The following is a 13,832-nucleotide window of genomic DNA, read 5'->3' as shown; positions in this document are numbered from 1 at the left end:
TAGCGGCGATCCGCCGACAGTCCGAAGTGGCGAAAGACCGGACGGCGCGTCGGCCTGGTGGTGGGCCGCTCGGCGAGCCGAACCGTCAGGTTCAGCTCGCCGAGCCCACTGTGCCGACCGACCTCAACGGTCAGATAACGATCGGCCGATCACGGTACGAGAAACATGCGCCGGGCGATGCCGGGATCCCGCAACGGCTTGACCGCCAACCGTACGAGGATCAGTGCGTTGTCGTCACCGGCGATCCGGTTGGCGCTGAGCTCACCACAGGAGAGGCACTGGTGAATGATCATCCATTCACCGTCAGGCCGCACCGACATGCTCAACGCTTCCATCCGGCCCCGGCAGTTCGCGGCTCGGTCGCCGGGGATTCGCCGGTCCACGTGCAGACTGGCCAGGCAGTTCGGGCAGTGATTGCGGTGCGTGGTGCCGGGCGCCTCTGACGACACGTCCAGCCGGCAGCCCACGCACCGAAAGTCGTGCGCCCGATGCCCACCCTGCCGGTGAAGAACATCCTTGTGCCGCTGTGGCCGCCGGTTGGCTCGCTCCCGCTCGTGCGGGCTTCTGCTACGCCTTGGCATCGTCGATACCTCCAGTCAATTCAGAGGTCGCCGAAGGTTTCGAGCGGAAACGGGGGCTGCGCCAGCGGGCGCACGGCAATACGCATCAAGATGAGCTGGTTGTCGTCGGCGCAGATGGGGTTGGAGGTCAGCTCATCGCAGCGTACGCAGCGGTGGATGACCATCCAGTCGCCCGTGCGGAGCACGGCGATGGCGATCGGCGACATCCGGCCCTGACAATCACCTGCGCCACCCTCGACATGGTCGTGAACGTGTTGGGAGTGCAGACAGGACGGGCAGTGATTGCGCCGGACGCCGTCCCCGGCGGCGGCGGACACGGTGAGGCCGCACCGAATGCAGGAGAACGTACCGATCTTCAGGATGTTCTGCGACGTACGCGAGAGAGTCTTCTTGGTGTTGGACACCCGGGGTGCTCCTTGCTGAGATGTCGGTAATGACAGCAAGAGCAGGCCGAGCAAGCCTCGCCCCCACCCGTCGTGGCATACACGGGACGGGCGTGGGTGGCTGAGTCGGGCACCGGAAGATAGCGTCCGGTCACGTACCGCTCGGGAGGAGCGGCATCAGGAAACGGACGACTAGACGGTGCAGCGAGGCGCGCTCGGCGCGGGCTGGAACATAAAAATCTCTCTCTTCTAGGGCGACGGCCCAGAGCAGGGGTGACGGAACTTCCGTCAGGCTAGGCGGCCGCACCACCGCTGTCACCCGAATTATCGAACGTCCATCTCCCCCTGTGACCAGCGAAGACCTGCCGCTGCGCCCGCTGCCACGCTCGGGGAGATGGCTGCCACTGCGGGTGCAGCACCGCGGGCAGGGGGTGACCAGGATCGAACACCACCGCATGCCCGATAAGGGCACCTTTTTCGTATTTGCCCCAAAACATGGGCTTCTGTCGGTTTACCGTGCGGAGTGGTTGCTACCGCCGGCCCGGTAGCCGAGGAGTACCGCCCGACTTGCCCCCCGGTTGGCGCCTCCTCACCGCTCACGGAGAAGGACACCGACACCGCGATGAACCAGCAGGACCACATCCACGAACCTGAACCAGACCACCGCCCTGACCGATACCGAGCCTGGTCCCGGCGACGGTGGTGGACCATCGGACTGGTCGGTGTAGCCGGCCTGACCCTCACCGCCATCGGCGTCGCCGCCACCCCGGCCGTTGACGTTCTCCCCCCCGACGACCGTGCGGAGAAAGCCCACCAGCCCTCCCGCGACGACCGGGGCAAAGAAGGCGACCAGGGCAAGCGCGACTACAAGAACCAGGGAAAGAAGGGAAAGCGGGGGAAGGAGCCCCCGGGCACACCGGTCCCGTGTGACGCCGATGCGCTGATCGCCGCGATCACCCTGGCCAACGCCCACGGCGGCGCCACCCTCAACCTCGCCAGCAAGTGCACCTACCTCCTCACCGCCGACATCGACGGCGCCGGCCTGCCCGCCATCACCACCCCGATCACCCTCAACGGCCACACACACACCACCATCGAACGCGCCGCCGCCGCCGACGAGTTCCGCATCCTCACCGTCAACGTCGGCGGCGACCTCACCCTCAACAAACTGAGACTCACCGGCGGCCAGACCACCGGCGACGGCGGCGCAATCCTCGTCAACCCCGGCGGCGCCCTCACCACCAACCACAGCACCATCACCCGCAACATCGCCGACGGCGACGGCGGCGGCATCGCCAACAACGGCACCACCCGAATCAAAGACTCCACCATCAGCCAGAACACTGCCACTGGCTCCGACGGTGGCGGGATCTTCAACTCCGGCCTGCTCACCATCGACACGTCACACATCCGCAGCAACAACGCCGTTGCGGGCGGTGGTGTCGCCAGCAGCGCCGGCACCGTACAGATCGAAGACAGCACCATCAGCGCCAACGAAGCCGGGTCCGGCGGTGGCCTGGCCTTGACGAACACCAGCGGTACGGTCGTCGACACCCACGTCACGCACAACGTCGCCGAGCAAAACGGTGGCATCCGGGTCCTCGGCGGACAGCTCACCCTGCGTTCCGTCGTGCTGGCCCAGAACTCGGCGACACTCAGCCGCGTCGGCGGCCTCGCCGTCGAGTCCTCCACGCCGGCCGTCGTGGAGGACAGCATTATCACCGGGAACACCGCTGCCAAGGACGGCGGCGGCATCTACAACGCCGGCAACCTGGTGGTACGGCGGACGGAGATCAGCGGCAACCAGGCCGAACAGGGCGGCGGCATCGACAACACCGCGCTTGGCACCGCCGCCCTCTACAGCACGAAGATCACTAATAACGTCGCTCTCATCGATGGTGGGGGGATCTTCAACGATGGCGGCACGGTAAACCTGAACACCGCCACTGGCACCGTCGTGATCAACAACCGGCCAGACAACTGCGTCAACGTTCCCGGCTGCGCGGGCTAACGCCGTCGCCTCAACACGAGCAGGGGCTCACCCTCCGGCCAGCCGGGGGCGAGCCCCTGCTACGTCCCAATCTTGGGGCTCCGCGCGACGAAGCAGTAATCGATCAGCGCCGCATTTCGGGTAGTTTCCTCACTTTCATGTCTAATGACTGAATATGTCGGATTAATGTATGGGGGGCGCTACCACCGACCTGGTAGCCGAGAAGCGCCATGCCCGGTCCACCCCGAGGCTGGCAGCTCCTCGCCGCGCATGGGGAAGGAGATCGACACCGCGATGACGTACCACCACCACACCAGATCTCCTGGCGTAAGCCAGGCAGCGGCGCGACGACGGCGGCGCTGGGCCGTCGGGCTGGCCGGCATGACCGGGCTCGCCCTCACCACCGCCGGCCTCACTCCCGCCCCCGCAAACGCCAACGTTGACGCCAACGCCGTCGAACGACCCCACACCACCACCGGCAACCGCCTCGAAAAGGCCGACCAATCCCCCACCAACAACCACCGGGGCAACAGCAAGGACAGCAAGGGGAAGGACAGCAAAGACAAGGAGGAGAAGACCCCGAAGGGCACCCCCGTGCCCTGCGACACCGACGCACTCATCGCCGCCATCACCCTCGCCAACGCCCGCGGCGGCGCCACCCTCGACCTCGCCAGCAAGTGCACCTACCTCCTCACCGCCGACATCGACGGCGCCGGCCTCCCCGCCATCACCACCCCGATCACCCTCAACGGCCACACACACACCACCATCGAACGCGCCGCCGCCGCCGACGAGTTCCGCATCCTCACCGTCAACACCGGCGGCGACCTCACCCTCAACAAACTCACCATCACCGGCGGCCAGACCGGAATGTTCGACGACGGTGGGGGGATCCTCGTCAATTCCGGCGGCGCCCTCACCACCAACCACAGCACCATCACCCGCAACATCACCGACAGCGACGGCGGCGGCATCGCCAACAACGGCACAGCCGACTTCCGGCACTCCACTGTTGAGCGGAACACCGCTGCCGGGGTCGGCGGCGGTATCACCAGCGTGGGGGCCCTCGACGTCAAGAAGACCCGGGTGTATGCCAACACCGCACTCAATGGAGCCGGAATCAACAGCGAGGGCACGGTGCGGATCGAACGCAGCGCAGTCACCGCCAATCACGCTGAGGACACGGCCGGCGGCCTTCTCGTCGAAGACGGAATCGCCACCGTCACGGACACCGAGGTCTCCCACAACAGCGGCGTTGAGGTGGGCGGCATCCTCGCGAACTTCAACACGCAGGTCACGCTCAGGTCTGTCGCCCTCGTCGGCAACGCCGCCAGAACAGCCCGGGCGGGCGGCCTGGCAATGAACCCGGGCGCCGCCATCGTCATTGAGGACAGCCTGGTCAAGAACAACACAGCCGTCACCGACGGCGGTGGCCTCTACAACCTCGTCGAGATGGTGCTACGCCGTACGAAGGTCATTGGCAACCAGGCCGGCAACGAGGGTGCCGGCATCTACAACGAGGACACCGGCATTCTCACCGTCGTCGACAGCAAAATTGTCCAGAACACCGCTGCGGTTGACGGCGGCGGCATCTTCAACGAAGCGGGCGGCACGGTGAACCTGGAGACCGCCACCGGCACCGTCGTAACCGAGAACCGGCCCAACAACTGCGTCAACGTCCCCGGCTGCGCGGGCTGACCCCCGGCACCCGGTCAACCTGATCCCGGGGAACGCGGTCCCGCCTCTCGCCCAGCGGCGAGAGGCGGGACCGCGTTCAGGTCATTCCCCCAGCACCGCAGCAGCGCGGCCGACTCCTGCCACCCGCTCATACCCGCCGTACGGCGACGCCGAGGGCTTTCAGCGCATCCACCTCCGCGTCGGGGGCGTCGTCCGTGGTCACGACGGCGTGCAGCGCGGAGGCGGGAGCGACCAGGGCGAGGGCGGTACGGGAGAACTTGGCCGCCTCGGTTACCGCGATGACACGGTGGGCCGAAGCTATCGCGGCGCGTTTGATCGCGGCGTCAGCCAGGTCGTACGCGGTCAGCCCGTTCGCGGCGGTCAGTCCGCAGCAGCCGATGATCGCGGTGTCGAAACGCAGCGCGGCGAGTGATGCCTCCGTCAGGGGTCCGGTGAGCGCCAACTCGCCGGGGCGGGGCTCTCCACCGGGCATGAGCAGCCTCAGTTGGGGTGCGCCGATGAGGGCGTTGGTCGCGTGCAGGGACAGCGGCATGACGGTCAGGCGGCGCCGGGCCAGTGCGCGGGCCACCGCAAGGCAGGTGGTGCCGGCGTCGATGACGACCGCCTCGCCGTCCGCGATCATCTCGGCGACCGCCACGGCGATTCGCTCTTTGACCTCCACGCCGTCGGTTTCCCGAAGCGCGAACGGGGGTTCCTCGCCGCGCAGCAGCACGCTTCTGGCGCCACCCCGGTAGCGCTCAAGGAGGCCCTGCTCGGCCAAGAGCTCCAGGTCTCGGCGGACGGTCATCTCCGACGTGCCGGTTCGTTCTGCCAGCTCCGCGACGCTGAGCTGACCGGCCCGGCGTACGGCATCGATGATCTGTCGGTGTCGGTCCACGCTCGCCACCCCGCTATTGAACCCTAGATGCGTTCAAATTTCGAGGTTCGAACACAAAAACTGTTTGTTATGTTCGCTTGCATGTTTGGATCACTACGGGCGGCGCGGCTGGCCACCTTCACCTACTTCGCCCTCAACGGCTTCCTCCTGGGAGCCTGGATCGTCCATATCCCTGTCATCGAGCACCGAGCCGGCATCAGCCACGCCACGCTCGGCTGGCTCCTGCTACTCCTCGGCGCCGGCGCCTTCGCCGGGATGCACGTCGCGGGGCCCCTCACCGACCGCTTCGGCGCTCGTCGGGTCGTCCCGCTGACCGCAGCGCTGTGCAGCGCGGCCCTCGTCCCACCAGCTTTCGCCGGGAACGCCGGGACGCTGGGCCTGACCCTACTGGTCCTGGGGATCGGCAACGGCGGCCTGGACGTCAGCATGAACACCCACGCGGTTCAGGTCGAAGCCGGATACAAGCGCCCGATCATGTCCGCGTTCCATGCCATGTTCTCCGTCGGCGGCGTCCTGGCCGCACTGGTCGGCGCCCGAACCCTCAGCTGGGGCTGGAGTCCGACAACCACGCTGACCACGGTCAGCCTCCTCGCCCTGGCGGGCACCGCAATCGCCGCACCCGCGCTGCTGTCGCGCCCGGCTACCACCGGCGGGTCAATCTCCGCCAGCACCACCAGAAACCGCCGAGCCCGTACCCCCCTGCGGATCTGGGCACTCGCCGGACTCGCGCTGATCCTGATGCTCACCGAGGGCGTCGCCAACGACTGGAGCGCGCTGGCCCTGCGCGACGCGCTCGACGCGCCTGCCGCCACCGCCGCGCTCGCCTACGGCGCCTTCGCCACCGCGATGACGATTGGGCGATTCCTCACCGACCGCGTCGCCGCACGCTTCGGCCCGGTGGCCATCGTCCGCTACGGCTGCGCGCTGGCCGCGCTCGCCCTCACCACCATCGCGCTCGCACCCTCGATCCCACTCGCTCTCGTCGGGTGGACATTGCTCGGAATCGGCCTGTCCGGCGCCGTACCGCAGCTCTTCAGCGCGGCCGGCCACACCGACCCGGACGCCGCCGGCACCAACGTCTCCCGGGTCGCGGGCCTCGGCTACCTCGGCATGCTCAGCGGGCCGGCCATCATCGGTCCCCTCACCCAGCTCGTTCCCCTACACCACACGTTCCTCCTGCCCGCGCTCCTCTGCCTGATCGCCGCCTTCACCGCCCACATCCTTGACCCTCGAAAGGGAGAGCCGCGGCTCGAGGTCGAGGTTGCGCAGCCAGTCGCCGCGCGATCATCAGCGATCGGGCGTGGCGCGGAACAGAACTGAGTCTGTTTCGATAGGCCTCTAGGTTGACAGTCATCAAATTAGAGGGCAGACTGGGGCTTGCTTCGAAAAACATCTAGACAACGAAGCCGGCGTCACACCACCACGCCGACAGCCAGGTGACGGATCCACCAGGAGGAAAGCCATGTCCCGGGTACAGCTCGCGCTCCGCGTCCCCGACCTCGAAGGCTCGATCGCCTTCTACTCGAAGCTGTTCGACACCGAGCCGGCCAAGCGCCGCCCCGGGTACGCCAACTTCGCCGTGACGAACCCGCCGCTGAAGCTCGTACTCCTCGAAGGCGAGCCGGACCAGCCCACCGCGCTGGACCACCTGGGCGTCGAGGTGCCCAACACCGACGAGGTGAACGACGCGACCACGCGCCTCGCCGAGTCTGGCCTTGCCACTTCCGAGGAGAAGAACACCGAGTGCTGCTACGCGCTCCAGGACAAGGTCTGGGTACACGGCCCCGGCAAGGAGCCGTGGGAGGTCTACACCGTCAAGGCCGACTCCGACCAACTCCAGAAGGCGACCGAGACCGAGTGCTGCACGCCGACCGCGGCGAAGGCCACCGAAAACGCGTGCTGCACGCCGACCGCGGCGAAGGAAACGGCGAGCAGTGGCAGCCAGGCGAGTTGCTGCTGACTGTCAGTGCACATCGAGGCAGGGACCGCCGGCGCCTCGTTCAATGGCCGCGCCGGCGGTCCTGCCGGGATGAGGTGGGGCCGGAAACTCAGTGCGCCGACTGCCGCATGATCCAGGTGGGCAGGGGCTCCTCGAAGGTGCTCGCCACCTCCCAGCCGGCACGCCGGTACACCTCGACATTGTCGGGGTTGCTGGTTTCCAGGATCGCCGGAAGACCTGCTGCGGCGGCGTGTCGCAGCCCCATCGCCATGACCGCGTGGCCCCATCGGCGACCCGTACTCTCGGGATGGGTGCCAAGGACACTGAGGTACCAGAAGGGTTCTGCCGGCAGTGCCGCGTCCATCGCCCGGTGAAAGGCATCGAAGCGGCTCAGCACGTCGGCGGGGAGATGGGTGGCGAGAACGTCGTCCCGCTCCTCGTCCCCCACCCCGGGCGCCTGCCAGATCGCGACCGACGCTCCGCGCTCGACTGTCCAGATCGTTTGCTGATGCACCTGCTTGTCGAAAAGGTACCCGAAGAAGACGGTGGCGTACTCAGGGTAGGTCGCCTCGTCGGGAAAGTAGCATCGCAGAAGGGGGTCCTTCTCGAATGCGGCAACCAGTGAGCCGACGATGCGCTCACGGTCTCCCGGCACGGCAACGGTGATCTCAGGTGCTGTCACGGGATGCAAAGCTACCGCAGCCCGTCGTGACGCCAGCCGTTCTACCGGGCCGGGGATGCGCCGCCGGGGCCGATGCCATCCCGTTTGGGGGACTTTACTCTCACAAATCGCGATACAAATCACATATCAGGCTGAATGCAGGTTGGCCGCCGGGCAGCAGCGGGGCTACCCACAGCGCCCTGGGTGGCGCCTCGTCCGTAACGGGGAAGGACACCGAGACTGCATGAACCATCCGCACCGCACCTACGCACTCAGCCGGTTCGGCCGAGGTCAGCCGAGGCCACGGTGGTGGGCCGTCGTGCTAGTCGGTGCTCTGAGACACCAGGGTCATTGGTAACCAGACGGAAGGTGACGGCATCTTCAATGGCAACGCCGGCGCGCTCACCCTCTTCACAACGTCGTGATCCAAATCCGGCCAAATAGCTGCGCTGGCGACGTACCGGGGTGCGCCGGGTAGCCGCCGATACCAGTGCGGAAGGTCAGCCGCGCCGCGCGCACCGCCGGCATGACCGGCGGTGCATGCGGGCCAACGTGTCGGTGACCGTCGCGGCCGAGGTAGCGGGCGGCCGCGACGGCCGAGGCAACGGCCGCCTACGGGAGCGGTCGACAACGCGCTATCCGGAAAGGTCCTGGGGCAGGGTGTTGTACCGGTCCAGGGTGGCCTTGCTGGTCGAGCTGTCCTGGAACACCAGCTCCCACGGGCCGGTGTTGATGTCCGTATCCTTAGTGCTGCCCCGCGAGGCGACCGGGCGCGCCACAGGTTCTGGGGTAGCCAGATCCGACATGGACGAGGTCAGGTCGTGGCCCCCCCCTTGCGATCGGCCCTGACCTGAGCGCCCGGCAGGGTGGCGAAGCCCAGCAGCTCGATGGGGAGGCCGGTAGCGACCTCCAGCGCGCGGATGTAGACGGGCCTGGGAGCAGCGATCACGCCAGACTCCCACCGCTGTACCAGCCGCTTGTTGGCGTCGTTCGGTTCTCCGGCCCGGTGACCGACGGCCTGCAGCGCACAGGCGAAGTCGTCCTGACTCATCCGCATCCCGGCACGGACAGCTCGAAGCGCGGTGTTGGGGGTAGTCATGACCATCACCATGGCTATCTGTCGTCTAAATGTCGTCGCGAATGTGGGTGGCTTGCCGTGTGCTGTGCCGCTGCGCCAGGAGACACAGCAGCGACATCATGGTGAGAGCCAACCGCTGAAGCAGCACCCGAGAGAGGGCGAGCCTCATGCGAAACATCCGGAACGCCTGGCGGCGACTCATCGGGCAGTCCATACCCGTACGTTCTGGCGCCAAGCACCGACTCGGCCGTCAGCCCACGCGCGTGGACGCGACCGGGCCCGCGACCCGGTATGCCGCAGGCTCGGTGGGGCAGGGCAGGTGGGCACCACCGCAAACGCGGGAGCAATCCGTGAGCAACCTCGGGGGTTGGACGGTGACCTAACTGACGGTGAGAACAAAGATCCCCACCTACGTTTCCGCTGGTGGGGACCGTATAGCCCGGCGAAGGGCTATGTGGCCAGGGGCGGGGTCGAACCGCCGACCCTCCGATCATCAGTCGTAGACAAATGCCCAGCTCAGTGGGCTTGAGCGCAAGCCGCGTGCGATCAACGTGCGACTACAACCACTCGGCGTGCATCACGCGGCGATCAGATCAACGCCGACCGCTTTCGGTGCCGGAACCGGCTCGCCCGCCTCTCGCAGGCCTTCCAGGTGAAAAGCGATGGCCTCACGCATCTCGGCCAGAGCCTCCCTACGGGTCTCCCCGAGCGCTACACAGCCAGGAAGGTCGGGTGACCAAGCACCATAGCCACCATCCTCGGCGCGCTCGGTGATCACGACGTATGCGCTCACTTGTTGCCTCCCATCAAGCCCGCTTGCTTCAGGATGCTGGACTCCAACCCGGGCGGCAAGTCGCGACTCGGTTTCCCGGGAATGGTTACCCGGCCCGGCTTGCTGTGATGTTTGTACTGACTGCCGCGAGTGGCGACCAGCATCCACCCGTCAGCCTCGATAATCTTGATCACGTCCCGCACTTTTAACGGAATATCACACCCTTCGTCACATTGTGATCGTTTTAGAAAGACGTGCCATGTCTCCATGCGCCGCCAGCTCCGACAGCGCCTTGGCGATCTCCTGGTCGCAGGCGTCGACCGCGTGAAGATACCGGCGAGCCGCCGCCATGGACGAGCGCCCGAGACGTTTCATGAGGTCCGCCAGCGTGGCGTCGGTCTGTGTGGCCAGGGTCTGCCCGGTGTGGCGGAGGTCGCGAAACGTCAGATTGTCCATTCCGACCGTTTACGAGCCCGCACGAATGCCTGATCGGGTGTGACCTCGCAGCGGCGACCCGTCTCGGCTGATGAACAGCCGTTCCCGCCCGGCGTACGTATCGAGATGCAGCTTGATCACCGGTATGACATGCGGTGAGATGCTGACCGTCCGCTTACCCGCTTCCGCCTTCGGATCGCCGTCGTGTGCCGAGGAAGGCGCGTGTAGCGGCTCGATCCGGTTCTTCCGAACGGTGATTGTGCGCTCGGCCAGATCAACGTCCGAGGGGTGGCTGTCGTGGACCGGGTAAACTCTCCAAGGGCCGAGCCCGCCGTTGGACGCGGTTTAAGTCAACAGCGGCCGCTGTGGCGTCGGCCGCCGGGTGCCGGGGCTCATGACACGCGGCCAACTACGACCTCGGCCACGCGTCAGAGCAAGGAACACGGCGTAGGCCGGCGAGCCGGACGTAGATCTCCCGCCGGGCGACAGCCTGGCCCTGGCCATCGAGCTGGTAGCCAGCCAGCCAGGGTAGATGGGCTGTGGGCAGGGAGACGCGCTGAGCGTGCGATCTACATGCGATAGGGCACGGCCAATCGTGGCACCACGGGGTCAACCACGGTCATCCTCAGGGCTACCAGCAACGCCGGAGACAAAAGATCCCCACCTGCTCGTGATCGCTGATCAGCCGGAACGAGTTAAATAGCATATCCACAGTCGACAAGTCATATCGACGAATAGTTTCGGCTATCCCGGTGACGTTTGAATGTCCGCTACTTCTTAGCGGACAGCTCGAACCTGTCCGGAACCACAATTCCGTGGTAGGGCGTACGCCGCGACGCGCCGGAACATCCATACGGACAGGTGACGGCGTGACGTGCAGGCAGGGAGTACCGTCGATGGCGGCGGCCCGCCGGGGTAGAGGCCGGCGGCCCGTCACCCAGTCCTCTACCTGGGAGTCGTCATGAGTGACCTGTCGTTTTCCGAACGGATGCGCCAGTTGCGCCAGGCTCGGGGGATCTCCTTACGCGGCCTGGCCAGACGCACCTTCTACGGAAAGACGTACCTGCACGAGCTGGAAACCGGCGTGAAGTCACCTACCCAAGCCGTCGCCCAACGTGTCGATGACGCGCTCGGCGCGGAAGGGGAACTTGTGGCCCTTACCTCCGCTGGGCCTTCTATCGGACGTCGCGGGTTTGTAATCGCGGCCGGCCTTGCTGCTGCCCTTCCCCATACCCTGCTTGTACACGGCCGGCGAGTTGGTGCCGCCACGCCCGGGCAGATCGCCGAACGGACCGCTCGGCTCCGACGGCTGGATAGCTACCTCGGTGGTGCCGACACCCACGACCTGTACGCCGCCGAAGTCCATTCCACGACCCAACTCATCAAAGACGGCTCCTACAGCGAGGCCACGGGCCAGCAACTCCTAGCGGTTCTCGCGGAACAAGCCCAACTTGCCGGGTGGGCGGCGTTCGACGCCGGTCGGCACTCCGATGCCGACGGGCTGTATCGCACCAGCCTCGCTGCCGCCCGAGACGCAGATAACCCGCCGCTCACCGGCAACGCACTGGCGTTCCTGGCATATCAGGAACTGGACCTCGGCAAACCTGCCGCCGCCGCGACGGCTGCCGCCAGTTGCGCCGAGGCAAACACGGCAACGCCCGGAGTGCGGGCACTACTGAACCTGCGCGCCGGATGGGCATATGCCGTTACTGGTGATGCGGCCCAAACTCAGCAGCATCTGGACCAGGGCACCGCCTATCTCGCGGAACATGACGACCGGCCAGAACCCGACTGGGTGTGGTGGGTCGACCGGGTCGAGGGCGACATCATGGCCGGACGATGCTGGACAGTGTTGAACCGGCCTCTGCGGGCTATCCCCGTGCTCGAACGAGCCTTGGCGGGGTTTGACGACACGCAGGCCCGCGACAAGTCTCTGTATCTGTCGTGGCTGGCCGACGCCTACCTCGACGCCAACGAGGTCGAGCAAGCGTGCGCAACGGCCTCAGTCGTGGCCCGGCTCGCCGCTGGCGTGGGCTCAATCCGCCCAGGACAACGACTACATGAGATCCTCGGCCGCCTAGAGCCACACGCCGCGCTGCCCTGCGTCGCCGAGTTGCGCTCGCTGGCTTCCGAGATGCCTACGCATCATCGACTGTCCTCGACACCCAATTCAGGTAGCCGGTAGCCCCCGCCACCACTGGCACCGCTGTCACCTGCGGGTTTGTCCACGGGTGCGCCTGATGGAGACACGCCTCCAAATCGGAATAGCGGGCCAGAGTGGTATACAGCAGCACCTGCCACTCCTCACCCACACCTTGCTCCCCAAGGTGCCAGAACACCGATGTCACCGGCCCGACAATCTGGGCACCAGCCGCGAGGCGTCGACTTACGGCCTGTTGGGCGAGTTCCACCGCGACATCTCGGGACGGCGCGGCCGTCGATACCTGCACGTAGTCGCTCACCTGGCACACCCTAACCGCAAGGTGTCCGCGGACAGCACGGACAAGCAGCGGACAACTCTTCCCTCGACTGCGACTGCGCAGTACGGAAAAGGTGGGAACGGCGGCAACGTAACCGGGCAACAGCGTGGGGTCAGTGCGTCGCCGTGACATCCCTTTGAGAGGCAGCGCATGCGCAGGTGGTTGTCCAAGTTACGTTTCGCGGTCCCAGGGCGTTCCCGCCGGCCCGCACGGCTGGACGTGACCGGTCCCGCTACCCGGTACGCCGCGCGGGCCGGTGCCTACTCCTCGCTGCACAACCAGCCGACGGTCATCTTCGATAGCCGGCCGTTGTTGACCCCGCTTGCCCGGCAGCGGGCGGACCGCCGGTGATGGCCACCCACGCCCGGCCCAGCCCCGGCTTGTCGACGGTCCAGCTACGCAACCGGATGATCCTGTCCGCCCGGCGGATCATCACCGAGCACTGGCCGCGCGTGGACCGGTGCCCGACCTGCGGGTCCGGGTGGCCGTGCCCGCCCACCGAGACCGCATACGGCTACCTGGCCACGGTCGGGCAGGGCAACTGGGCACCCCCGCAGCGCGCCGGGAGTAGGCGTTGACACCGGCCGACGTGACCGTCCACCGGTGGTGGCGCGTCCGTACGACGCTCGGCAGGATCATGCCCTATGGGAGGAGATGCTCGTGCGGGCAGAGGTTCCTGACGCTCGCCTCCACGCCGCCCGTCATACGGCCGGAACGCTGCTGGTGGGCACCGGCACGGATATTCGGGTGGTGCAGGAGTTGCTGGGACACGCGCGGATCACCACCACGCAGCAGTATGTGAACTCTCGGGAATTGCATCAGGCGGGCGAGTTTTCGCAGGTCGCCTGATCAGCGCTGCCCGGCAATGGGTCCGGGGCGGCGTTGCGGTACCGCCTGTGGGCTGCGCTGTTTGCGTGATGATCCCGTTTGATGCATGA

17 protein-coding genes, 1 tRNA gene and 2 pseudogenes are annotated in these 13,832 nt (G+C 66.7%); 8 read left to right on the top strand and 12 right to left on the bottom strand.

The annotated features are described in order from the left end of the window. Positions 1 to 149 precede the first annotated feature (149 nt). Together SALPAC6_RS0119810 and SALPAC6_RS0119805 are read right to left on the bottom strand one after the other, a co-directional pair. Positions 150 to 581 carry an RNHCP domain-containing protein gene (locus tag SALPAC6_RS0119810; protein WP_026189874.1) on the bottom strand — a complete coding sequence of 144 codons (432 nt, stop codon included), beginning with the start codon at positions 579 to 581 and terminating at the stop codon, positions 150 to 152. Between the two features lie 20 nt (positions 582 to 601). Beyond that, a complete protein-coding gene (locus tag SALPAC6_RS0119805) occupies positions 602 to 985 on the bottom strand; it encodes an RNHCP domain-containing protein (RefSeq protein WP_018255083.1) in 384 nt (127 codons plus the stop codon). 601 nt (positions 986 to 1,586) lie between these two features. Here SALPAC6_RS0119805 and SALPAC6_RS0119800 point away from each other — a divergent pair. Together SALPAC6_RS0119800 and SALPAC6_RS0119795 are read left to right on the top strand one after the other, a co-directional pair. After that, positions 1,587 to 2,975 carry a right-handed parallel beta-helix repeat-containing protein gene (locus tag SALPAC6_RS0119800; RefSeq protein ID WP_026189873.1) on the top strand — a complete coding sequence of 463 codons (1,389 nt, stop codon included), beginning with the start codon at positions 1,587 to 1,589 and terminating at the stop codon, positions 2,973 to 2,975. 249 nt (positions 2,976 to 3,224) lie between these two features. Next, on the top strand, positions 3,225 to 4,652 hold the full coding sequence (locus SALPAC6_RS0119795; RefSeq protein WP_018255081.1) for a hypothetical protein: 1,428 nt from the start codon (positions 3,225 to 3,227) through the stop codon (positions 4,650 to 4,652). A gap of 127 nt (positions 4,653 to 4,779) precedes the next feature. On the opposite strand, the gene SALPAC6_RS0119790 is transcribed toward SALPAC6_RS0119795, so the two are convergent. Further along, positions 4,780 to 5,538, bottom strand: a complete 759-nt coding sequence (locus SALPAC6_RS0119790) for a DeoR/GlpR family DNA-binding transcription regulator (protein WP_018255080.1) — start codon at positions 5,536 to 5,538, stop codon at positions 4,780 to 4,782. Between the two features lie 60 nt (positions 5,539 to 5,598). Here SALPAC6_RS0119790 and SALPAC6_RS0119785 point away from each other — a divergent pair, with 60 nt between their 5' ends. Further along, positions 5,599 to 6,849, top strand: a complete 1,251-nt coding sequence (locus SALPAC6_RS0119785; RefSeq protein ID WP_026189872.1) for an MFS transporter — start codon at positions 5,599 to 5,601, stop codon at positions 6,847 to 6,849. Between the two features lie 142 nt (positions 6,850 to 6,991). Further along, positions 6,992 to 7,489, top strand: a complete 498-nt coding sequence (locus tag SALPAC6_RS0119780; RefSeq protein ID WP_018255078.1) for an ArsI/CadI family heavy metal resistance metalloenzyme — start codon at positions 6,992 to 6,994, stop codon at positions 7,487 to 7,489. Between the two features lie 88 nt (positions 7,490 to 7,577). Here SALPAC6_RS0119780 and SALPAC6_RS0119775 read toward each other — a convergent pair whose 3' ends face one another. The 8 genes and pseudogenes from SALPAC6_RS0119775 to SALPAC6_RS28150 all read right to left on the bottom strand — a co-directional run bounded on the left by SALPAC6_RS0119775 (position 7,578) and on the right by SALPAC6_RS28150 (position 11,008). Continuing rightward, positions 7,578 to 8,150, bottom strand: coding sequence for a GNAT family N-acetyltransferase (locus tag SALPAC6_RS0119775; protein WP_018255077.1), 573 nt, complete (start codon positions 8,148 to 8,150; stop codon positions 7,578 to 7,580). Positions 8,151 to 8,764: 614 nt separating this feature from the next. Next, positions 8,765 to 9,240: pseudogene (locus SALPAC6_RS26320) on the bottom strand (hypothetical protein). Positions 9,241 to 9,253: 13 nt separating this feature from the next. Then, entirely contained in the window at positions 9,254 to 9,409 is a 156-nt protein-coding gene (locus tag SALPAC6_RS29480; RefSeq protein WP_162561484.1) for a hypothetical protein, read from the bottom strand. A 253-nt stretch (positions 9,410 to 9,662) separates the two neighbouring features. Further along, a tRNA-Ile gene (locus SALPAC6_RS29475) sits at positions 9,663 to 9,733 on the bottom strand. Positions 9,734 to 9,784: 51 nt separating this feature from the next. Next, on the bottom strand, positions 9,785 to 10,000 hold the full coding sequence (locus SALPAC6_RS0119755; protein WP_018255075.1) for a type II toxin-antitoxin system HicB family antitoxin: 216 nt from the start codon (positions 9,998 to 10,000) through the stop codon (positions 9,785 to 9,787). Beyond that, complete coding sequence (locus tag SALPAC6_RS0119750) at positions 9,997 to 10,173, bottom strand: type II toxin-antitoxin system HicA family toxin (RefSeq protein WP_223874245.1); 177 nt, start codon at positions 10,171 to 10,173, stop codon at positions 9,997 to 9,999. The genes SALPAC6_RS0119755 and SALPAC6_RS0119750 overlap by 4 nt, the downstream gene beginning before the upstream one ends. 34 nt (positions 10,174 to 10,207) lie before the next feature. Continuing rightward, entirely contained in the window at positions 10,208 to 10,435 is a 228-nt protein-coding gene (locus SALPAC6_RS0119745; protein ID WP_018255073.1) for a site-specific integrase, read from the bottom strand. A gap of 388 nt (positions 10,436 to 10,823) precedes the next feature. Continuing rightward, positions 10,824 to 11,008, bottom strand: a pseudogene (locus SALPAC6_RS28150) (hypothetical protein). Between the two features lie 367 nt (positions 11,009 to 11,375). Here SALPAC6_RS28150 and SALPAC6_RS0119740 point away from each other — a divergent pair. Further along, positions 11,376 to 12,599, top strand: a complete 1,224-nt coding sequence (locus SALPAC6_RS0119740) for a helix-turn-helix domain-containing protein (RefSeq protein WP_018255072.1) — start codon at positions 11,376 to 11,378, stop codon at positions 12,597 to 12,599. Here SALPAC6_RS0119740 and cutA read toward each other — a convergent pair. Then, positions 12,553 to 12,885, bottom strand: coding sequence for a divalent-cation tolerance protein CutA (cutA, locus tag SALPAC6_RS28145; protein ID WP_026189869.1), 333 nt, complete (start codon positions 12,883 to 12,885; stop codon positions 12,553 to 12,555). The genes SALPAC6_RS0119740 and cutA overlap by 47 nt on opposite strands. 159 nt (positions 12,886 to 13,044) lie before the next feature. Here cutA and SALPAC6_RS0119730 point away from each other — a divergent pair, with 159 nt between their 5' ends. The 3 genes from SALPAC6_RS0119730 to SALPAC6_RS26315 are packed head-to-tail and all read left to right on the top strand — an operon-like array spanning position 13,045 to position 13,743. Then, positions 13,045 to 13,245: a hypothetical protein gene (locus tag SALPAC6_RS0119730; protein WP_026189868.1), complete on the top strand. Its 201-nt coding sequence runs from the start codon at positions 13,045 to 13,047 to the stop codon at positions 13,243 to 13,245. Next, a complete protein-coding gene (locus tag SALPAC6_RS0119725; RefSeq protein WP_018255070.1) occupies positions 13,245 to 13,472 on the top strand; it encodes a hypothetical protein in 228 nt (75 codons plus the stop codon). The genes SALPAC6_RS0119730 and SALPAC6_RS0119725 overlap by 1 nt, the downstream gene beginning before the upstream one ends. 25 nt (positions 13,473 to 13,497) lie before the next feature. Beyond that, positions 13,498 to 13,743 (top strand): tyrosine-type recombinase/integrase, encoded by a 246-nt coding sequence (locus SALPAC6_RS26315; protein WP_018255069.1) that lies wholly within the window; start codon positions 13,498 to 13,500, stop codon positions 13,741 to 13,743. Positions 13,744 to 13,832: the final 89 nt, after the last annotated feature.

It is taken from the genome of Salinispora mooreana (assembly GCF_000379065.1).
In the GTDB taxonomy this organism is placed as follows: Bacteria; Actinomycetota; Actinomycetes; order Mycobacteriales; family Micromonosporaceae; genus Micromonospora; species Micromonospora mooreana.
This window is presented reverse-complemented; position numbering and strand designations above follow the sequence as displayed.

What these genes read in the sequence shown, in the direction of transcription:
- SALPAC6_RS0119810 (WP_026189874.1), bottom strand. Translation starts at nt 581, where the DNA reads ATGCCAAGGCGTAGCAGAAGCCCGCACGAGCGGGAGCGAGCCAACCGG.
- SALPAC6_RS0119800 (WP_026189873.1), top strand. Translation starts at nt 1,587, where the DNA reads ATGAACCAGCAGGACCACATCCACGAACCTGAACCAGACCACCGCCCT.
- SALPAC6_RS0119795 (WP_018255081.1), top strand. Translation starts at nt 3,225, where the DNA reads ATGGGGAAGGAGATCGACACCGCGATGACGTACCACCACCACACCAGA.
- SALPAC6_RS0119785 (WP_026189872.1), top strand. Translation starts at nt 5,599, where the DNA reads ATGTTCGCTTGCATGTTTGGATCACTACGGGCGGCGCGGCTGGCCACC.
- SALPAC6_RS0119780 (WP_018255078.1), top strand. Translation starts at nt 6,992, where the DNA reads ATGTCCCGGGTACAGCTCGCGCTCCGCGTCCCCGACCTCGAAGGCTCG.
- SALPAC6_RS29480 (WP_162561484.1), bottom strand. Translation starts at nt 9,409, where the DNA reads ATGAGTCGCCGCCAGGCGTTCCGGATGTTTCGCATGAGGCTCGCCCTC.
- SALPAC6_RS0119745 (WP_018255073.1), bottom strand. Translation starts at nt 10,435, where the DNA reads ATGGACAATCTGACGTTTCGCGACCTCCGCCACACCGGGCAGACCCTG.
- SALPAC6_RS0119740 (WP_018255072.1), top strand. Translation starts at nt 11,376, where the DNA reads ATGAGTGACCTGTCGTTTTCCGAACGGATGCGCCAGTTGCGCCAGGCT.
- SALPAC6_RS0119730 (WP_026189868.1), top strand. Translation starts at nt 13,045, where the DNA reads ATGCGCAGGTGGTTGTCCAAGTTACGTTTCGCGGTCCCAGGGCGTTCC.
- SALPAC6_RS0119725 (WP_018255070.1), top strand. Translation starts at nt 13,245, where the DNA reads ATGGCCACCCACGCCCGGCCCAGCCCCGGCTTGTCGACGGTCCAGCTA.